The following is a 19,170-nucleotide window of genomic DNA, read 5'->3' as shown; positions in this document are numbered from 1 at the left end:
GTTGGCTAGGGTAGTTTGAACCTGTATTATTACCATAACCGCCATAATTGCCATAACCTTGTTGTTGCTGTTGTTGTGGCAGAATAATATTGTGATAAACACAAGCGTGATAATGTGGGTCATTTTGTGTACACGCCAAAGCCGATTGGCTAAATAATACATTTGCCCCTGCGAGGATTAGGGCGGTGGCGGAGCGTTTTAAGATTTTTTTCATAATTGTTTCCTTTTAAAGTTAATTGAATTGGAAAAAATCGCTTTCCTCAATTTATTTTAAAAAATTCATCAATTAAACAAAGCATTATTTACCCAATTTATTCATTTCCTCCTGAATGTATTTGCTGATTTTATAATTTTCACAAGCGTCTTGATTGCCCATTTCGCATTGTTTCTTTTCATCGCCAAAATCAGCATTTTTGATTGTCGCAAAATGTTCTGCCGTTTGACAACCACGCTCTACGCCATTGACACAAGCACGATTTGCCCATTTATAGGCGTTAATAATACCCGTTGGACGCACGATTTTATCCGCATTCATTACATAATTCTTTTGATAATAATCGGATAATGCCATTTGAGCAGGGGCAAATCCCATTTCGGCAGATTTTTTGAGATAATTAAAAAAGTCGTTTTCATTTTGATAAAGTTTTTCGGAAATATCTTTGGGTAATATTTCGGCAACTTGCGATAATACAAAATAGGCAGGGGCAAAACCATTTTCACCAAGTTCCAATAATATGTCCACACCTTTTTGAATATCGGTTTTTTTGTCAATATGATATATTGCCAAAGCCATTTTAGCGTGTGGTTGATTTAAGTCGCTGGCTTTTTTGTACCAAATCAAAGCTTCATTTTCATCTAAATATCCGACATAATTATTCATTGCATTGGCATTGCCATTTTCGGCAGATTTTTTATACCATTCTTGTGATTTTTGCATATCTATTTGGGTGTGAATGCCCAATTGATACATTTTTGCCAAATGAAATTGAGCATCTTTGTCGCCTTGATTGGCTTTTTTCTGAACAGTTTTAAAATTCATTGCTTTTAAAGCGGTTTCATTGGCGGATAATAATTGCCCTTGTGCGTCAAAATCGCCATACGAGGTCTTGATAATATCAGGCTCTACCTTTGCCATAGCAGGGGCGGAAAGTAGGGCGGTGGCAAGCAGGGCGGATAATAGAAGTTTTTTCATGAGTCATTCCTTATCATGAGGGTGGAGTTGAATTGAAAATTTTATCCATGAGCGATTTTTCATTTTAAAAAAATCAATGGATGAGATGAATAAATTTAATAACATACATTAGCACAAATGTACTGTGAACGAAAGGCGGTATTTTGTCTGTCCTTTGTTAAAATACATTGCTTTTATTTTGCTTTTGGGCATAAAAAAGACCGTCATTAAAACGGTCTTTGTTGTGTTACCACTTCAATAAATTCAAATTGTATTTACGCTCAAAGGGGTCAAGCGTCAAGCCTTGTAGCGATTTGTGGGCGGAGGCACTTTGCTGATAATAGACCACAGGAATGAGTGGACGTTCATCAACAAGGATTTTGGCGATTTTTTGTTTAAGCTCAGCTTTTTTGGCGTCATCGGTGGTGCTGGCGATGTCGTGCAAGGCTTGGGTGAGTTCGTCATTTTTGTAGTTCATCACGCCCCAATCACTGCCTTTGGGGTTCAAATCTTCGGACAGGGCAAGGAGTGGGTCAGGACTCATGCCATAGTTACGGGCGTAGAGTGCCATTTGTAGTGAGCCGTCTTGGTGAGCTTTGGGGATTTCGGAGGCGTTGGTGACGTTCACTTGTAAATCCACGCCAATTTTACGCCATTGGTCTTGGAGAGCGGTGGCGATGAGTGGTAGCTCTGGACGGTCAGAGAAGGTAATGAGTGAGATGGTAAAAGGCTTGCCGTCTTTGTGGAGCAAGTCGCCTTGTTCGGTAAAGCCGTTGGCGAGCAAGGTGGCTTTGATGGCGGTATAGTCAGGCGTGCCTTTTTTGTGGTTGCCTACTTGCCAGCCCCCAAACATCGGTGGTAGTAACTCATACGCCCCCGCATCGCCAATGCGTAGCACCGACTGGGCGATGGCATCACGGTCGATGGCATCGGACAGGGCTTGGCGGACGACTTTGTCAGCAAAGCGTGGGTCGGCGATGTTCATTTTTAGGGCGATGGTGCGAGCGAGTGTGGCGGTGGCAACTTGCAAATCAGGATTGGCTTGCAAGCGTTTTAGGCTCGCTGAATCTAGCGTATAAACCAAATGGTCATCGTTACCCTCAGCAAGCAGGGTGCGAGTTTCGCTACGAGAGTTGGCAAGGTAGGTAATGCGATTGATGCTTGCTTTTTGTCCCCAGTAGTCGCCATAGGCGGACTGTTCGAGTTTTTGGGGCGGTTCGATGTTGTCGGCTTTATACGCCCCTGTGCCGATAATAGTGGTTGCTTGTCCTTTGTCATCAAAAGACGCAGGAGCTAAGATGATGGCGGTGGCATGTGCCAAAAAGGCAGGTAGGGTGGTTACAGGCTCAGATAGGGTAAAGGTGAGTGTTTTGTCATCGGTTGCCTCGATGGTGCTGATTTTGGCGTTTTCGAGGGCGGTGGGTTTTTTAAGGGCGATGTTTAGGCTGTTTGCCACTTCTTTGGCAGTCATGGGTGTGCCGTCATGGAATTTGACATCGCCACGCAGGGTAAATGTCCATGTTTTGCCGTTGTCGGGGGTTTCCCATGTTTCGGCAAGGGCAGGAATGATAGCACCTTTGTCGTCCACATCTGTGAGTGTCTCGCCAATACCCAACCGCTGATAGACAAAACCTGACGTACTGGGGTCGGCGTTAGTAATCTCCCAAGGGGTAACGACCGTGAGGGCTTTGTCGGTGGGTGCTTGGGTGCTTGTTTGTGATTTGTCGCCACCGCAAGCAACCAAAATGGCTGCCAAAGGGCAGATGATGGCGGTTTTTGAGAGAATATGCATTGACTGTTTCCGTGATAAAAGACATTATGTTATTATATAACTTACAAAAAAACAAGAGCTTTCATATTTATTGTTTGCAAGGTATAAAATTTTTATTAAATCATTTTTGACTTATTGACTTAGCATATCAACCAACTTACAATAGCATGATCTTTTGGACAATCATTGATTGTCTTATACGGTATCTAATCTTATTTAACATAATGTTCATTATGCGAAGTTTGATGGAATGCAAAACTCAAACCCAATACACACATATCTTATGAAAAATACTCCATCTTTGCTTATTTTGCTGGCTTTCTACACCATTTCAGCTCATGCCAAAGTTGACCATCTTAATGGTTTAACAGTTGGCGTACTTGCTGGCGCCACCTCCAACGCTTATGCTGTTGATGACAAAGTTAGTGTATCGCCACTGATTTTATATGATAGTGATTATGTTTATGCTGAGGGGTTAGATGTTGGTTTTTATGCTCACAAAGACGACAAAAATTGGTTTCGTGTAGGAGCTAATTACGATGCCAGACGTTTTAAGCCTGATGATGCCATCATAGATGAACTCAAAGGCTTAGATGAACGCAAGCCCAGCGTTAACATGGCAATCAGCTACATGCGTATTACGCCTGTGGGCGGTTTTGAACTTAAAGCAGGCGTGGATACCACAGGTAACAGCGAAGGTCGATTTGCATCGCTGGCTCATCGCAGTCGCTTTAAGTTTGCCGATGACAAATTGGTTATTTACCCAAAAGTTGGCATTAATTGGTATAGTGAAGACTATAATCAGTATTATTTTGGTATTTCCCAAGCCCAAAGCGATGAATCAAACCAAAAAACAGGTATAAACATAGAGACCTATACCGCTAAATCCAGCTATTCGCCTTTTGTTTCTGTCAGTGGCAAATATCAATTTACCGACCACCTAGGGGCTTTTGCTAGCACAAAAGCTGAATGGCTGTCATCAACACAAAAAAACAGCCCTCTAACCGATGATGATGTTAATATCGCTGTGCATGCAGGGCTAACTTACACATTCTAAACATCCAAATAAAATACCGTTTAATCAAACGGTATTTTTGATTTTGCATGTTATTTATAAAAATGTGATTTTGCCAGACAAATGCGGTTTATCTGTGCCAGCAGCATACAAGGCAAACGCCCTACCCTCAGCCTCTTGGCGTGCGACAAAGTCGATTTTAGATGGCAAAAAAATCGGGGTTTTAAATGATACATCAACACGATAGGCTTTTGGCAAATCATAAAATTGAGCAATACTTGCCGCCTTTGACCACATGCCGTGAGCGATGGCTTTGGGAAAACCAAAAGCACGAGCAGACAAAGGATGTAGATGAATCAAGTTAAAATCTCCCGATACAAACGCATAACGCCGTCCGATATCCTCAGGGATATTAATGAGTTCTGCCCAGCCATTTTCATCAGGTTGCAATCTCTCTGACGTCTCTGGCAAAGCTTTGGTAGTTCGTGCCTCTTTGGGCTTTTTTTGGCGAGATAGGTATGTAGAAACGCCCTGCCAGACTAATTCCTCTTTGATATAAACTTCCGTAATAAAATCAAAAGTTTGCCCTTTATCATGCGGGCTTAGGTTGTCTAGTTTGACACTCATCTTGACCGTTTCGGTATCAAAGATAGGGCGATATTGGGTAACACTATTTTCTACATGCACCAAGCCCAACATAGCAAAAGGAAAATCAGGTTTTGCCATCATGTTCATTTGTAGTGTCTGCGACAAAACGGCAAAATAAGTCGGTGGCACTCGCCCATCATCAATAAACCCACAAATCTTGCGATAGTCCCTAAGGTTATTTTGGTCAATGACCAACTTATCCACCACATACACCGATTCTGGCAACGCCCCTGCCCGATTATCGCCATGTGGAATCAAGCTTTTGATGACATTGGCATAAGTGGTGTGCATTTTTGGCAATTCTTTAAAATTTTGTTCCGTCATTATGGCACCTTTATTTTGAATGTATCACTTTTGATACACTGATGAAATTTTACGTAAAATCACGCACCAAGCAAACTTTGTCCGCAGACACGTACCACGTTACCATTTAGACCTATCGCCTTAGGCGATAGTAGCCATGAAATCGTCTCTGCCACGTCCACAGGCTCGCCACCTTGACTCATAGAATTCATACGACGACCAGCTTCACGAATGGCAAACGGAATCGCCCCTGTCATCTTAGTTTCGATGAAACCTGGTGCAACCGCATTAATACTACAAGAGGTATCTGCAAGCGTCTGAGCGGTTGCCTCTACCAGTCCAATAACACCCGCTTTACTCATGGCATAGTTGCTTTGACCTAAGTTGCCTGCAATGCCTGAAATGCTAGACACACATACAATACGTGCAGTATCAGACAATCCGTTATGAGCAAGCAGATGGTTATTAATTTTATAAATGGCATTAAGGTTGATATTAAGCACCAAATTCCATTTATCTTCACTCATGTTAGCAAGCGTCTTATCACGAGTAACCCCAGCATTATGCACAATACCATCTAACGTGCCACATGCTTTGATGATTTGTTCAGCGGCATCTGACTGAGTGATATCAAGAGGCAAGGCATGACCGCCTAAATTACCCGCTACTTTTTGTAGGTCCGCAAGAGAAGCTGGCACATCAAGGCAGTACAGCTTGGCACCATCTCGTGCCAACACTTTGGCGACAGCCTCGCCAATGCCACGAGACGCTCCTGTTACGAGGATTTTTTTGCCGTTTAGGGGTTTATTCTCATCAAAATCATCAAACTGCAACCCTGTGCGATTTTTGATATAAACTGCCTGCCCTGAAACATAGGCAGATTTTGCCGACATAAAAAACCGCAGTGCATGGTCAAGATGGGTTTCTGCTCCCACTTGTGTGTATAGGACGTTGGCGGTAATGCCTTTTTTAAATTCTTTGGCGATAGATTTAACAAAACCAAGTACAGCACGTTGAGCAAGTGCAAAGCCAATGTCTTTACCCGTACAACAACTGGGACGTGCAATCACAACAATCCGACCAGACGGTTTGATACGGCGGGCGATTTTATGAAAAAATTCGTACACCGCATGCAGTCCGTCCACATCTTTGATGTTGGTAACATCAAAAATTGCCACCTTAAAGCGGACATTTTCGTCAGTTAGGCGTTCATCAAGCTTATCCTCTGTGGTCGTCTGAGCATCCAATGCTTGCAAAATCGAATTTACTGCACGGCTCACTTCACTCTCGCCCACCTTGCCAAATACCACTTCGCCACGCACCACAGGCTGACCCACCTCAAAACGGTCAAGTTTAATGGGTGTGGGTAAACCCAAATTTTTTGCTACTGTTCTGCCCAATCCTGACTGAACCAATTCGCCATAACGATCGCTCATGATACCACCTTTATAAGACATTAAAATAAATTGCCCTCATTCTAGCACAAAACATAGCAACATCGCTATAAATTCTTTATTATAATTAAAAGTTATTAATAATATAAAAATAACAAAAAATTATTAATAAGCCTAAATTTTTTCCCTTTTTGTGTGGAATGATGGTAAGCTAACAATCACTCTTTTTTGTTTAAGGATAATCCCATGACCATTCAAAAAGTCGCCATTCTCGGCGGAAACCGCATTCCCTTTGCTCGCTCAAATGGGGTTTATGCTGACGCTAGCAATATCGACATGCTTACAGCAGCCTTAGATGGATTAGTAACCCGCTTTGATTTGGCAAATAAGGAAATTGGCGAGGTGGTCGCAGGCACGGTGCTCAAACACAGCCGTGATTTAAACCTCACCAGAGAAGCCCTGTTAAGTACCGCCCTACCCCCAACCACGCCCGCTTATGACATGTCGCAGGCGTGTGGTACAGGACTTCAAGCGGTATTTTCAGTTGCCAATAAAATCGCACTTGGCATCATCGACAGCGGTATCGCAGGAGGCACAGACACTACATCAGACGCACCGATTGCCTTAGGCGATGGGCTTCGTAAACCACTTTTGGCAATGAACAACGCCAAAAACGCCAAAGCACGCCTGAACGCCCTGACCGCCATCAACCCAAAGCACCTGCTTGCCTTCCCTGCTAATGGCGAACCACGCACCAGACTTTCTATGGGCGAACATCAAGCCATCACTGCTTTGGAGTGGAATATCAGTCGTACTGCCCAAGATGAGCTTGCCTTTAATAGCCATCAAAATTTGGCACGTGCTTACGAAGAGGGATTTTTTGAGGATTTGATGACCCCTTATAAAGGTTTGACTCGTGATAATAACCTGCGTGCTGACACCACCCTTGAAAAGCTAGGCTCACTAAAACCTGCTTTTGGTAAGCGTAATGCCAACCCCACCATGACCGCAGGTAACTCCACGCCATTGACCGATGGGGCATCTTGCGTGTTATTATCAAATGAAGCATGGGCAAAACAGCGCGGTTTTGAGCCTTTGGCATACATTACGCACCAACAAACGGCAGCGGTAGATTTTATTGGCAAAAATGGTCTGACCGAAGGCTTGCTCATGGCTCCTGCCTACGCAGTACCAAAAATGCTGTCAAGAGCTGGCTTGACGCTCCAAGACTTTGATTTTTATGAAATTCATGAAGCTTTTGCCTCACAAGTTTTATCCACGCTACAAGCATGGGAAGATGAGAGTTTCTGTAAGAACCGCTTGGGTTTAGACAAGCCACTTGGAGCGATTGACCGCAGTAAACTCAATGTCAATGGTTCATCGCTTGCCGCAGGACACCCATTTGCTGCAACAGGTGGTCGTATCATTGCCACCGCCGCCAAACTGCTTGCCCAAAAAGGCTCTGGGCGCGCCCTAATCTCCATCTGTGCTGCTGGCGGTCAAGGAGTTACTTGTATTTTGGAGCGTTGATATTATATATTAAATGTCCTCCCTCCCCCAAAGTTGAAATGTCAATTTTGGGGGGTTTTATTTTGATGATACCTCTAAAAGCATTATGTTAAATAAATTTATCAATAACCTTATCGCAGTAAAATTAAATGGCATTAAAAAAATAAAAGCCCTCAATCGTTGAGGGCTAAAATGGCGATGTAAACACCCCATTTTATTGTTTTGGTTGCAATTATTCGTCCACGAAAGACAACCAGTGCTTGTATTTATCATTGCGACCTTGCACCACATCAAAGTATAGACTTTGAAGTTGTTCGGTTAGTTCGCCACGACCACCTTTACCAATCACACGGTCATCATACTCACGAATGGGCGTAACTTCGGCAGCAGTACCTGTCATAAAGATTTCGTCCGCCAAATAAAACTCATCACGAGTGATACGACGTTCGATAACTTTAATGCCCAAATCGTTGGCAAATTGGATAATGGTACGGCGAGTGATACCGTCCAATGCCCCGCCTGCCAAATCTGGTGTGTGAAGTTCGCCATTTTTGACCAAAAATAGGTTTTCGCCAGAGCCTTGACACACATAGCCTTGTGGGTCCATCAAAATAGCTTCATCGTAGCCGTTGCGAGTAACTTCTTGGTTGGCAAGAATTGACACAGGGTAGTTGCTGGCAGCTTTTGCCTTGCACATGGTTACGTTCGGATGGTGGTGGGTGTAGCTCGATGTTTTGACACGAATGCCGTTTTTGATGCCATCTTCGCCCAGATACGCACCCCAATGCCATGCTGCTACCGCAGAATGAATGGTGTTATCTCTGGCAGAAATACCCAGTTTCTCTGAACCCACCCAAATGATTGGGCGAATATAGGCAGAAGCCAAGCCATTTTCACGCACCACGTCTTTTTGGGCTTGCACAAGCTCGTCAAAACTATGACGAACATTCATTTGAAAAATTTTGGCAGAATTTAGCAAACGCTCGGTGTGTTCATTTAGGCGAAAAATCGCTGTGCGACCATCTGGCGTTTGGTAGGCACGAACACCTTCAAACACCGCCAAACCATAATGCAGGCTGTGCGTTAAGACATGAACTTTGGCGTCTGGCTGGTCGATAAGGTTGCCATCAAGCCACATTTTGCCGTTTTGGGTTGCAAGACTCATAAAAATTCCTTAAAGAATGAAAACTGCCCGTTGATTATAGCACTATTTTTGTCATTTTTAGCATTTGATTAAAAATTTTATGCCAAACCTATCGCAAGTTCAAATAGAGCAAACTGCCTAACATCGTTGAGCATGGTGGTATCAAAGTTGTGAATGAATGCAAATGCTAGCTTTCTATCGGGGTCAGCGAAGGCAATCGAGCCATTATAGCCCATATGCCCATAAGCGTTGGGTGTATTTTGTAGGCTAAATAGGCGATGAAAACCAGACCGCCAACGCATGTTTGCCGGCATGACCGCATCAAAGCCATCAACACGAATTTGACGCATGTCAGCCAATGTATCAGGGTCAATCAAAGTTTGTCCTTGATACGCACCGTCATTGGCGTGCATGGTGTAGATGGTCGCCAAAGCATGAGCGGTGGAAACACCATTGGCGGCAGGGATAACCGCTTGCAAAACTTGCCTATCATGATAGGATAAGCCATCTTTACCGTTTGGCATGAGGGCATTTTTGTAATTGGCAAGATTCATCTTTGAGGTGTCAAAGTATAGTTTATTGATGTTGGCGGTGCTTAGGGGCAAGTCCTTTAAAGCAGATTGCCAAAGCGGTGCACTTGGTAGATTACCAAGCGTTTGCAAAATATTTGGTGTGTCAGGTTTTAGTGTGGGTTTGCGTTTGGTGCTATCATCATTAAAATAACGAAGTGGCTTGGCAACTTTGTCAAGTTTGTCATCAGGTAAGCCCCAATACAGCTCGCCTGCTAGCCCCAAAGGCTCTGCCAGATAAGTATCAAGGGCTTTTTGCAGGGGTAGACCTGTTATCTTTTCGACCAACGCCCCCAAAATCCAACCTGATACTAAGGCACTATACGCACTGGCGTAGTCGTGAATCTCCTGACCTTTGGGAGTGTGGGGGGACATTTGGGAGACTTTATGGGTCATGATTTGCCAGTTGGTCAGTTCGCTGGCGTCTTGGGTTAGGATTGAGACATCAAATAGCCCTGAGGTATGCGTCAAAACATGGCGTGGCGTGATGAACTCCTTGCCATTTGTACCAAATTCCGCCCAATAATGACAAATGGGTAAATCATAAGACATAAGCCCACGAGACACCAGTACCGCAATGAGTGTCGCCATCACGCCCTTGCCAATCGAAAAATTGACAGATAGAGTGCGGTCGCTCCACGCCATGTCTGGTCTGGCATTGCCCACGCTGGTATTGACAATCTGCTTGCCGTCTTTGATGATGATAAGCGTACCGCCAGCAGGAGCATCGTCCATTTGTAGGCTTGCCAAAATATCGTCAAAATCTTGCCAGTCTGTCATCATGTACCCACCTCAACACAAATAAATGGACTATTCTAAACCAAATGATAAAAAAATACAAAATCTAAAAATGCCGATGTTATGATTCCATGATGTTCCAAAACAAGATTTTGGTTGGTCATCATCCCACCTTCTATGGTAGAATAAGTGCAGCACTTAAAAAGGTCAGGTATTATGCCAAAAATCGTCAAAAACCCCAAAACAAAAGCTCAAATCCAAAAAGAAAGCGATGAACGTCGATGAACGTCGTGGTATAAAGCAGATTGGTTTTGAAGTACCCATAACATTTGCTACTGAACTTGACGAACTTGCCAAAAAACAGGTAAAACCAAAAACGTCATCATCATGGAAGCGGTAAAGCTTTGGGCAAAACAAGCCTAGCATGATGCACCCCCAGCATTTTTAAGCTTTCAACCTCCACAAGGTTTGACAACCCAAAAGATAATAATATGCTTTGGCGACACAGCGTTGAGACACTCATTTATGGCCCCACCGCTTTGGCTTTTTGGATATAGATAAAACAACCCAAGAATGAGTTTAGATTCTCAAGTTTTACAAACCAACGAACCAATCAGCATAACACACTCAACATTTGACAGATGACGTAAACATGGTAAAATACCAAGACCTGATGGGAGCGACCCTTATCCGTATTGGCTAGAAAATACGGTCAAAACTTTGTTAAAAATCTATGACAAAAACGCACTCAATGGGTGCGTTTTCTTCTTTAAACAACAAAGTGATAAGCTTGTTGCTCAATAGCTTAAAAACATTATGCAAATCAAAAGGATAGTCAAATTATGATTTTGATGATAGATAATTATTGTAGCTTTACCTATAACATCGTGCAGTATTTTGGCGAGTTAAAACAGGACATCATCGTCAAACGCAATAACGAAACAACGCTTGATGAGATTGAGCGACTTGCTCCCAAAGCCATCATACTTGGGCCAGGTCCTTGTACGCCAAGCGAAGCGGGGGTAACGATTCCGATTTTGGAGCGGTTTGGCGGACAGATTCCGATTTTGGGTGTGTGTTTGGGTCATCAGGCAATCGGTCAAGCCTTTGGCGGACAAGTTGTGCGAGCGAGCGAAGTCATGCACGGACGACTCTCGGACGTGTACCATCATGACACAGACGCATTTACCAATTTACCAAATCCTGTGTCAGTGGTGCGTTATCATTCGCTCGTGATTGATAAAAATACTTTGCCAGAATGCCTTGCCATTACTGCATGGACACAAAACGAGGATGGCTCGATGGGCGAGATTATGGGCGTACGCCACAAAACGCTGGACATTGAAGGCGTGCAATTTCACCCAGAATCCATTTTAAGCGAGCATGGCTATCAGCTGTTTAATAACTTTCTAAAACGCTATGGTTTGGCGGTGCTTACCGATGATGAATTGCCAGAAGTGGCTTGATGATTTAAAATTTAAGGACAAAAAATGAGCGAACTTGACACAAAAACCCACGCATTTTTGGTAAAAATTTTAAATGACTTGGTGGCTAGCAAGGATTTGAGCCAAGATGACACCACAAAGCTCATGACGCTGGTCATGTCGGGTGAGTGTCCTGATGTGTTACTGTCAGCGATTGCAACGGCATGGCGGATTAAGGGCGAGACGGTGGACGAGATTACCGCTTCTGCTCGTGTTATGCGGTCATTTGCCAACAAAGTTACGCTAAGTGCCGACAATGCGGTAGACATTGTGGGGACAGGTGGCGATGGAGCAAATTTATTTAATGTCTCTACCGCCTCCGCCTTTGTCATTGCCGCAGGAGGTGGCATGGTCGCCAAGCATGGTAGTACGGGCGTGTCTAGCCGTTCGGGTGCGTCTGATTTGCTGACATCGGCAGGCGTGAATTTGGCGTTAAATGCCGAACAAGTCGCCCAATGTGCGGACGAGACAGGCGTGTGCTTTATGTTTGCTCCCAATCATCACCCCGCCATGCGACACGCCAAAGCGGTGCGTGGAGCGTTGAAAATCCGTACGATTTTTAATATTTTAGGGCCACTTACCAACCCTGCCTCCGCCCCAAATACCCTACTTGGGGTGTATGATGTGGCGTTGTGCGAAAAACTGGCAAAAGCGATGGGCGAGCTTGGCTCTCGTCATGTGTGGGTGGTGCATAGCGATGATGGGCTTGACGAGATTAGCCTTACTACGCCCACCACCGTCTGTGAGTACAAAGACGGTCAAACTCGTACCTTTAAAATCAGCCCTGACGATGTCGGTATTCGCATGCAGTCGCTCGATGGCTTGGCGGTGGGATCGTCTAATGAGAGTTTTGAGCTGATTAAGCACGCCTTACAAAACCAAATCCACGATGAGCGTACCCAAAAAGCCCAACACATCATCGCCCTAAATGCAGGAGCGAGCCTGTATCTGTGTGGTGTGGCTGATGATTTTAAATCGGGTGTGGAGCTTGCTCTGACAACCCTACAAAGTGGCAAGGCATGGGATAAATTACAAGCCTTTGCTCAATTTACCCAAAAATTTCAACAGTAATGTTTAAATGTACTGATGTTGTCAGTACATTTTTTCTTTATTTTAATGACAAAAAAGGAAAATCCATGTCCACCCCCACCATTTTACAAAAAATCGTTGCCACCAAACACCTAGAAATCGCACAGGCAAAAGCCAATGTGAGCCTTGATGAGTTAAAAGAAAAAGCAAAAACCTCCCCTGCTGTTCGGGGTTTTGCAAAGGCGTTGCGTACATTTGACGGTAAAATTGGCGTCATCAGCGAAATCAAAAAAGCAAGTCCGTCCAAAGGCGTGATTTGCCATAACTTTGACCCCATCACCATCGCAAAGGCTTATGAGCAGGCAGGGGCGACTTGTTTATCGGTGCTGACTGACCGTGAGTATTTTATGGGGCATGATGATTATTTGATACAAGCCAAAAACGCCTGTGCTTTGCCCGTACTGCGTAAAGATTTTATGGTGGACGAATACCACATTTATGAAAGTCGTGCGTTGGGGGCAGATTGTATTTTGCTCATCATGGCGTGCCTTGATGATGAGACGGTGGCAACATTGCACAAAACCGCCATAGAGCTTGGCATGGACGTACTTATCGAAATCCATGACGAGAGTGAGCTACATCGTGCTTTGAAACTGCCTAAATCCGCCCACAACATCTACGGCATCAACAACCGCAACCTAAACACCTTTGAGGTGGATTTAAACACCACCATTAACCTTGCCAAGACTTTGCGTGATGAGTTGGGGGCGGATGCACTCATCGTCAGCGAAAGTGGCATTCATGGGGCGGACGATGTACATCTCATGGGTCGTCATGACATTCATCATTTTCTCATTGGCGAGCAGTTCATGAAAACGGATAATGTAGGTCAGGCGTTGGCGAAGTTGTTGAGTGAGGTTTAATAATACAAGCACAAGCAATAAAGGAGAGGTTTGTCGCCCTCTCCTTTTGTTTTTACTAATCACTTAGTCTTTTACACTCAAAACCAAGAGCCGTCATCTCGCTCTCTTTTTCAAGTGGGGCAAGGCTTGCTCGCATGCAGGGTTTGTCTTTTAGGTAAGTGCGTGCCACGCGTTTTAGGTCATCAATGCTAACGGCTAACAGTTTGGCTCGTAGCTGCTCTTGTAGCTCTGGCGTGCGACCGTGTAGCTCATTAAAACAGCATTTGACCGCCTCGCCTGCTGGGGAGGCAGGTTTGTCCATGCCACCCACAACGCCCAAAATCGCCTCTTCCAACTGTGCGGGGTCATGCTCGTTATCAAGTAACCAATCCACACTCTTTTTAAAATGCTCAAAGGTCGCCTCACAATGTGGGTCGCGGTAGCTATAAAAGCGAAAACTCGACGCATTGGCATCAAAGCTCGCCCCACCGCCATACGCCCCACCCTTTTCACGGATTGCTGAATGCAGATAGCCATTACGCAAAAATGGGGCTAAGATGGTCAGGGCAGGTGCATCCTCATGCCCTGAGGTTACGGCAGGATAGGCAGCAGCGTTGTGGTGGACATTGGTGGAGATGAGCCACGCTAGGTCTTGATTGTCGTCATTGACCACCAGCGTGTCAAAAGGTAACGGCTGGGTAGGTGCGTTGTCTTGGCTTGGTACAGACACAGGTGCGTTTAACACTTGGCTGATGACGGCTTTTAACTCATCTGCTTTGTCTGCCTCACACACCAAAATCACTTCTTTGGGTAGGGCTTGGATACGCTGATGGAGTGTGGCAAGGCGAGCGGATAATTCTGCCCAAACCGCTTGGTCGGTTGCGCCATTTTTCAAAAAGGCTTTGAGGGCGGATAAGGCAGGCAAGCCCGAATACTGATATTCTAGCGAGGATAATCTGCTCATGCCACGGCTGGCGGTCTGTATGGCGTAGCTGTGTCCGCTAGCAGACAGGCGAGATTGCCATGAGGCTTGTTTTTGTTGCAAAAGCTCACTCATGCGGTCAGTTTCGGTGAAAATGGTGTCGTTTAGCACTTCGCTTACAAGCCCAATCGCCTCAGGTTTACGGGCTAAGGCACGGGTTGCCAGCACCAAATAGCTTGTCATCGCCTCCTTATCATGGCGGTCGGTACGCTGTGAAATGCGAGCGGTTACGCCTGATGAGAGTGAGGCTTGCACCGCTTGAAAAGTGCGAGCGTCATACTTATCCGTACCCAGCTCTGACAGTAGCCCCAGATAAGTCGGCAACAGTGGATTATTTAAAATGTCCAAATCATTATTTAAATCAATGACGAGCTGATAATAATACAGTCCGTTCGTACCTGCATGATATTCGTACAGGGTGCGGTCAGTACCATGAATGGCGAGTGGCTGTTTTTTGGCGTGGGCAAATTTCATCTGACTGGGAATGTCGTCAAGTCCCACTTTGGGTAAAATGTCCACATCATCTATCATCGCTTGACGCTCGGCAAGCTCGGCAGACTTTTGGCGAATGAGTGCTTTATCCTCATCGCTTAAAGTTTTGTCAAGCTCCGCCAAGCTCGCCTTTTCATCATCGATGAGCCTTTGGGCTTTGTCCTTGTCAGGGCTTAGGGTCAGGCGGACACGGTGAGGGTTGTCAATGAGGTGCGTTTTGATGAGATTTTGCACCCAATTTGGCTCTTTGACCTGCTGTCTTAGCCACGACAAATGCTCATCAATCTCCCACACATCGACAGGGTCTCCGCCATGAAGTGCCGTGCCAAACCCCTCTAACATAAGCGTCAAGCCATAGGGCATACTGTCGCCCCCGATGTGGCGTTGGTCAATCTCAATCTGATGTAAAATGGTCTCGATGACTTCATCATCAATGGGGTTTTGTGCCACCGATTTTAAGACATTTAAAATACCCTGCTCAACTTCGTCCGCCAGCTCTTTTTCTGAGCCACGAAGCCCTGCATAAAACGCCATTTCATAATGACTGTCATCAAGCCCCAGTAGCGGACTTGCCGAAGTGCCAAGCTCCGAGCTGTCCAAATATGCTCGCAAAGGCGAGCCTGCGTGTTCAATCAGCACGCCCTCCATGAGGCGAAGTGCCAAACGCTGTTTGGGGTCAAGAATGCTAGGCAGTAGCCACGCCAGCACTTGATGGGTCATTTTTTCGCCACTCATGTCAGCAGTATAAGTGTCGTGGATTTGTACGGGCGTATCAAGGCGGGTCTCGGTCATGGAGACAAATTTTTTGCCACGAGCCACTTTTTCCACATCGTTAAAGCGAGACAGGGCGTCATCGTGGATTTTGGCTTGAATCTCACTTACGCCAATGTTGCCAAAGCTCATGATGATGGCGTTAGAGGGGTGATAATGAGCCTGATGGAAATTGACCAAATCTTCATGCTTTAATTTGACAATCTCTTTTGGGTCGCCCCCCGAATTGTAATGATAAGTGGTGGTCGGATACAAATGGGGTACAAGGGCATAATAAAGCTGGTCAATCTCGCCACTCATCGCCCCTTTCATCTCATTAAAGACAATGCCGTGATATTCAGGTTTGCCGTCATCATCAAGCTCAATGCGAATGCCTTCTTGGGCAAAGTCTAGCTCATGAATGTTGGGGAAAAATACCGCGTCCAGATAGACGGAGAGTAAGTTAAAATAGTCGTTTTTATTTTGGCTGGCAAAGGGATAAACCGTCCAGTCGCTGGCGGTCATGGCATTCATGAAAGTTTGGAGCGAGCGTTTAATCATGCTAAAAAACGGGTCTCGCACGGGGTATTTTTCTGAGCCACACAGCACCACATGCTCCAAGATGTGAGCTTCTCCCCGAGAAGTCATCGGCTGAGTGGCAAAGCCAATCATAAAGGCGTTTTCGTCATTATCACACGCCAGATGATAATGGGTCGCCCCTGTGGCACTATGTTCACAGGTCAGCACCGTGATGTCAAGGGCATCGATGTGGTGGCGATGTTTTAGGGTAAAGGCGGGGTGTAAGGTCAGCTCTGTCATGGGTTTTTCCAAAAAATAAAAGTGCTATATTGTGGCAAAGTTTTGTGATTTAAACAAGGGCGAATGTTAAAAATTGATAAAAACTGATAAAAATTATTGTTTACCCTATTAACTTTTATCATACCAAAAATTATTGGATTGTCGTGAGTTTTGGCGTTATACTTAATATCATTTTTCATGTTAAGGGTCAATCATGAGCTACTTTGGTACAGACGGCATTCGTGGGGCATTTGGACAATTTCCCATCACGCCTGATTTTTTATTACGACTTGGCTATGCCACAGGGCAGGTTTTATTGCAAGAAAACGGGGGCAAACGCCCAAGCGTGGTTATCGGCAAAGACACTCGTATCTCAGGCTATGTTATTGAATCTGCCTTGCAAGCAGGCTTTAACTCGGCAGGCGTGGACGTACACCTACTCGGGCCTTTGCCAACCCCTGCGATTGCTCATTTGGCAAGAAGTTTTCACGCCGATATGGGCGTGGTGATTTCAGCAAGCCACAACCCTTATGGCGACAATGGTGTCAAATTCTTTTCATCTGAGGGCAAAAAAATCTCGGACGACACCCAATCCGCCATCAACGCCAAACTGGACGAAATGATACACGGCGACTCACTATCACGCCTTGAAAATTACCCAAGCAAACTTGGCAAAAGCTACCGCATTGATGATGCTAAGGGGCGGTATATTGAATATTGTAAAGGCTCGTTTCCTTACCAGTGCGATTTGCGTGGTTTGACCATTGTGGTGGACTGTGCCAATGGGGCAGGATACAGCGTTGCTCCCCGAGTTTTACGTGAACTTGGGGCGACTGTCATTGCCTTTGCTAATGAGCCAAACGGCACGAACATCAATGATAACTGCGGTTCAACCCACCCCGAAACCTTGCAAAAATTGGTGCTAGAACACAAAGCCGATTTGGGCATTGCCCTTGATGGCGATGGCGACCGCATTGTGATGGTGGACGAAAATGGACAGATTTTGGACGGCGACAGCATTCTTTATGTCTTGGCAAATGGAGCGGACGAAAAGCCTGCTGGCGTGGTCGGTACGCTGATGAGTAATATGGCACTAGAAACGCATTTAAAGGGGCAGGGCATAGACTTTGTGCGTGCCAAAGTGGGCGACCGCTATGTGATGCAAGAGCTTGAAAAATATGGCTATGTGATTGGTGGCGAGTCGTCTGGGCATATTTTGTGCCTTGACAAATCTCGCACAGGTGATGCGATTGTGGCAGGCTTGCAGGTGCTGGCGATTTTGGTTAAAAAAAGTGGAAAATTATCTGATTTAACAAAGGGTTATACCCCTTATCCACAGACACTCATCAATGTTCGCCTAAGCCAGATGAAAGACCCCAATGATAATGCCGAACTGCAAGCCGAATTTGCCAAAGCCCAAAACATCTTAGGCGACACAGGGCGACTGTTAATCCGCAAATCAGGCACCGAACCTGTCATCAGAGTGATGGTAGAAGCCCAAGATGGCGAGCTTGCCAAACGCTTGGCGGGGGAGTTGGCGGAGAAAGTCAAAAGTATACTTGGGTAAAGATTTGTGCGTAGGGGCGAATTGCAATTCGCCCTTATTAAGAAATTACTTTAAAAAGGAAAAAAACAATGATACTAGACCTACCCCCAGAACTTGAAACCATCATCATTCAAACCGCCGAGCAACAAGGCATATCCGCCGAGCAAGTGGCGACTAATGGTTTAAAGCAATTATTTTTGCCCAATGACGAATTGTATTTTGACATTGAACAAATGAAAATCGCAATGCAAGGATTAGAAACACCAGAAGACAGATTAAAAAATACGGTTGAAATTCCAAAATCAGCTTTAAAAGATTTGACAACTTTTAAGCAGTTTTTGCATGAGAGTTTTGCATGAAAGTCCGTACCAGTAAATATTTTTATCAATTATTTTTGACTTTGTCGGACGATCATCAACAAAAAGTGTTTGAATTTGTGGCGTATGTGGAAAATTATGGCTTAAAAGGCTTGGCGGGAAGAAACAAATTCTCCGCCCCAAAAAATACCCATACTAAAAAACAACGGGCCAATTTTGATTATGCCCAAAAACATTGTTTATGGCATTATCATATTGGCATACCATATTATGTTGGCGAGTTTGGCGATATGACAAGCGAGTATATTTTACATTATCAAAGATTTGATAGTGAAATTATTCTTGTGGATATTGGCATTCACCCACCATTTATCTTACCAACTTTGGAAAAATTGATATAATGCCAATTAAACCAATATGAAACCTTCCAAAAACAAGGAAAAAAACAATGATACTAGACTTACCCCCCACCACCGTAGAATTAATTATCGCCAAAGCTCAAAGAGCGGGTGTTACGGTTGATGAATTGTTATATGAATTTGCGTGCGATGAAGAATTGTATTTTGATATTGAACGAATGAAAATTGCCATAGGCGAAACCGATGAAA

Annotated in this window: 16 protein-coding genes and 1 pseudogene; 9 read left to right on the top strand and 8 right to left on the bottom strand. The window is 44.8% G+C overall.

Annotated features, from left to right (window positions below):
- From Q4B79_RS08860 to Q4B79_RS08850, 3 genes and pseudogenes are all read right to left on the bottom strand, one after another.
- A pseudogene (locus tag Q4B79_RS08860) lies at positions 1-214 on the bottom strand (hypothetical protein); the annotation flags it as partial.
- Between the two features lie 84 nt (positions 215-298).
- Positions 299-1,192: a tetratricopeptide repeat protein gene (locus Q4B79_RS08855; protein ID WP_303086059.1), complete on the bottom strand. Its 894-nt coding sequence runs from the start codon at positions 1,190-1,192 to the stop codon at positions 299-301.
- 226 nt (positions 1,193-1,418) lie between these two features.
- Complete coding sequence (locus Q4B79_RS08850; protein WP_303086058.1) at positions 1,419-2,963, bottom strand: ABC transporter substrate-binding protein; 1,545 nt, start codon at positions 2,961-2,963, stop codon at positions 1,419-1,421.
- A gap of 262 nt (positions 2,964-3,225) precedes the next feature.
- Here Q4B79_RS08850 and Q4B79_RS08845 point away from each other — a divergent pair, with 262 nt between their 5' ends.
- Positions 3,226-3,999 (top strand): MipA/OmpV family protein, encoded by a 774-nt coding sequence (locus Q4B79_RS08845; protein ID WP_303086057.1) that lies wholly within the window; start codon positions 3,226-3,228, stop codon positions 3,997-3,999.
- 54 nt (positions 4,000-4,053) lie between these two features.
- On the opposite strand, the gene Q4B79_RS08840 is transcribed toward Q4B79_RS08845, so the two are convergent.
- Together Q4B79_RS08840 and Q4B79_RS08835 are read right to left on the bottom strand one after the other, a co-directional pair.
- Complete coding sequence (locus tag Q4B79_RS08840) at positions 4,054-4,929, bottom strand: MaoC/PaaZ C-terminal domain-containing protein (protein ID WP_303086056.1); 876 nt, start codon at positions 4,927-4,929, stop codon at positions 4,054-4,056.
- A gap of 59 nt (positions 4,930-4,988) precedes the next feature.
- Entirely contained in the window at positions 4,989-6,344 is a 1,356-nt protein-coding gene (locus Q4B79_RS08835; protein ID WP_303086055.1) for a 3-oxoacyl-ACP reductase, read from the bottom strand.
- Positions 6,345-6,548: 204 nt separating this feature from the next.
- Here Q4B79_RS08835 and Q4B79_RS08830 point away from each other — a divergent pair, with 204 nt between their 5' ends.
- On the top strand, positions 6,549-7,832 hold the full coding sequence (locus Q4B79_RS08830; protein ID WP_303086054.1) for an acetyl-CoA C-acetyltransferase: 1,284 nt from the start codon (positions 6,549-6,551) through the stop codon (positions 7,830-7,832).
- Positions 7,833-8,043: 211 nt separating this feature from the next.
- Here Q4B79_RS08830 and Q4B79_RS08825 read toward each other — a convergent pair whose 3' ends face one another.
- Positions 8,044-8,976 (bottom strand): branched-chain amino acid transaminase, encoded by a 933-nt coding sequence (locus tag Q4B79_RS08825; protein WP_303086053.1) that lies wholly within the window; start codon positions 8,974-8,976, stop codon positions 8,044-8,046.
- Between the two features lie 77 nt (positions 8,977-9,053).
- Positions 9,054-10,307 carry a serine hydrolase gene (locus Q4B79_RS08820; RefSeq protein ID WP_303086052.1) on the bottom strand — a complete coding sequence of 418 codons (1,254 nt, stop codon included), beginning with the start codon at positions 10,305-10,307 and terminating at the stop codon, positions 9,054-9,056.
- Between the two features lie 226 nt (positions 10,308-10,533).
- On the opposite strand from Q4B79_RS08820, the gene Q4B79_RS08815 reads away from it, so the two are divergent.
- The 4 genes from Q4B79_RS08815 to trpC all read left to right on the top strand — a co-directional run bounded on the left by Q4B79_RS08815 (position 10,534) and on the right by trpC (position 13,698).
- A complete protein-coding gene (locus Q4B79_RS08815; RefSeq protein ID WP_303086051.1) occupies positions 10,534-10,662 on the top strand; it encodes a hypothetical protein in 129 nt (42 codons plus the stop codon).
- A gap of 442 nt (positions 10,663-11,104) precedes the next feature.
- Positions 11,105-11,728 (top strand): aminodeoxychorismate/anthranilate synthase component II, encoded by a 624-nt coding sequence (locus tag Q4B79_RS08810; protein WP_303086050.1) that lies wholly within the window; start codon positions 11,105-11,107, stop codon positions 11,726-11,728.
- A gap of 24 nt (positions 11,729-11,752) precedes the next feature.
- On the top strand, positions 11,753-12,817 hold the full coding sequence (trpD, locus tag Q4B79_RS08805) for an anthranilate phosphoribosyltransferase (protein WP_303086049.1): 1,065 nt from the start codon (positions 11,753-11,755) through the stop codon (positions 12,815-12,817).
- Positions 12,818-12,882: 65 nt separating this feature from the next.
- Positions 12,883-13,698, top strand: coding sequence for an indole-3-glycerol phosphate synthase TrpC (gene trpC, locus Q4B79_RS08800; RefSeq protein ID WP_303086048.1), 816 nt, complete (start codon positions 12,883-12,885; stop codon positions 13,696-13,698).
- Positions 13,699-13,753: 55 nt separating this feature from the next.
- Here the strand turns inward: trpC and Q4B79_RS08795 are convergent, their stop codons facing one another.
- A complete protein-coding gene (locus Q4B79_RS08795) occupies positions 13,754-16,720 on the bottom strand; it encodes an insulinase family protein (protein ID WP_303086047.1) in 2,967 nt (988 codons plus the stop codon).
- A gap of 193 nt (positions 16,721-16,913) precedes the next feature.
- Here Q4B79_RS08795 and glmM point away from each other — a divergent pair, with 193 nt between their 5' ends.
- The 3 genes from glmM to Q4B79_RS08780 all read left to right on the top strand — a co-directional run bounded on the left by glmM (position 16,914) and on the right by Q4B79_RS08780 (position 18,963).
- Complete coding sequence (glmM, locus tag Q4B79_RS08790) at positions 16,914-18,266, top strand: phosphoglucosamine mutase (RefSeq protein ID WP_303086046.1); 1,353 nt, start codon at positions 16,914-16,916, stop codon at positions 18,264-18,266.
- A gap of 68 nt (positions 18,267-18,334) precedes the next feature.
- Positions 18,335-18,604 carry a hypothetical protein gene (locus tag Q4B79_RS08785; RefSeq protein ID WP_303086045.1) on the top strand — a complete coding sequence of 90 codons (270 nt, stop codon included), beginning with the start codon at positions 18,335-18,337 and terminating at the stop codon, positions 18,602-18,604.
- On the top strand, positions 18,601-18,963 hold the full coding sequence (locus Q4B79_RS08780; protein WP_303086044.1) for a hypothetical protein: 363 nt from the start codon (positions 18,601-18,603) through the stop codon (positions 18,961-18,963). The genes Q4B79_RS08785 and Q4B79_RS08780 overlap by 4 nt, the downstream gene beginning before the upstream one ends.
- Positions 18,964-19,170 lie beyond the last annotated feature (207 nt).

The sequence above is a fragment of the Moraxella sp. genome (assembly GCF_030525845.1).
Classification (GTDB): domain Bacteria; phylum Pseudomonadota; class Gammaproteobacteria; order Pseudomonadales; family Moraxellaceae; genus Moraxella.
Note: the sequence above shows the minus strand (reverse complement) of the source record. Positions and strands in the feature narration are given on the sequence as shown.

Bases quoted from the DNA above. Each gene is read 5' to 3' on its own strand.
- Q4B79_RS08855 (WP_303086059.1), bottom strand. From the start codon at position 1,192: ATGAAAAAACTTCTATTATCCGCCCTGCTTGCCACCGCCCTACTTTCC.
- Q4B79_RS08850 (WP_303086058.1), bottom strand. From the start codon at position 2,963: ATGCATATTCTCTCAAAAACCGCCATCATCTGCCCTTTGGCAGCCATT.
- Q4B79_RS08845 (WP_303086057.1), top strand. From the start codon at position 3,226: ATGAAAAATACTCCATCTTTGCTTATTTTGCTGGCTTTCTACACCATT.
- Q4B79_RS08840 (WP_303086056.1), bottom strand. From the start codon at position 4,929: ATGACGGAACAAAATTTTAAAGAATTGCCAAAAATGCACACCACTTAT.
- Q4B79_RS08835 (WP_303086055.1), bottom strand. From the start codon at position 6,344: ATGAGCGATCGTTATGGCGAATTGGTTCAGTCAGGATTGGGCAGAACA.
- Q4B79_RS08830 (WP_303086054.1), top strand. From the start codon at position 6,549: ATGACCATTCAAAAAGTCGCCATTCTCGGCGGAAACCGCATTCCCTTT.
- Q4B79_RS08825 (WP_303086053.1), bottom strand. From the start codon at position 8,976: ATGAGTCTTGCAACCCAAAACGGCAAAATGTGGCTTGATGGCAACCTT.
- Q4B79_RS08820 (WP_303086052.1), bottom strand. From the start codon at position 10,307: ATGATGACAGACTGGCAAGATTTTGACGATATTTTGGCAAGCCTACAA.
- Q4B79_RS08815 (WP_303086051.1), top strand. From the start codon at position 10,534: ATGAACGTCGATGAACGTCGTGGTATAAAGCAGATTGGTTTTGAAGTA.
- Q4B79_RS08810 (WP_303086050.1), top strand. From the start codon at position 11,105: ATGATTTTGATGATAGATAATTATTGTAGCTTTACCTATAACATCGTG.
- trpD (WP_303086049.1), top strand. From the start codon at position 11,753: ATGAGCGAACTTGACACAAAAACCCACGCATTTTTGGTAAAAATTTTA.
- trpC (WP_303086048.1), top strand. From the start codon at position 12,883: ATGTCCACCCCCACCATTTTACAAAAAATCGTTGCCACCAAACACCTA.
- Q4B79_RS08795 (WP_303086047.1), bottom strand. From the start codon at position 16,720: ATGACAGAGCTGACCTTACACCCCGCCTTTACCCTAAAACATCGCCAC.
- glmM (WP_303086046.1), top strand. From the start codon at position 16,914: ATGAGCTACTTTGGTACAGACGGCATTCGTGGGGCATTTGGACAATTT.
- Q4B79_RS08785 (WP_303086045.1), top strand. From the start codon at position 18,335: ATGATACTAGACCTACCCCCAGAACTTGAAACCATCATCATTCAAACC.
- Q4B79_RS08780 (WP_303086044.1), top strand. From the start codon at position 18,601: ATGAAAGTCCGTACCAGTAAATATTTTTATCAATTATTTTTGACTTTG.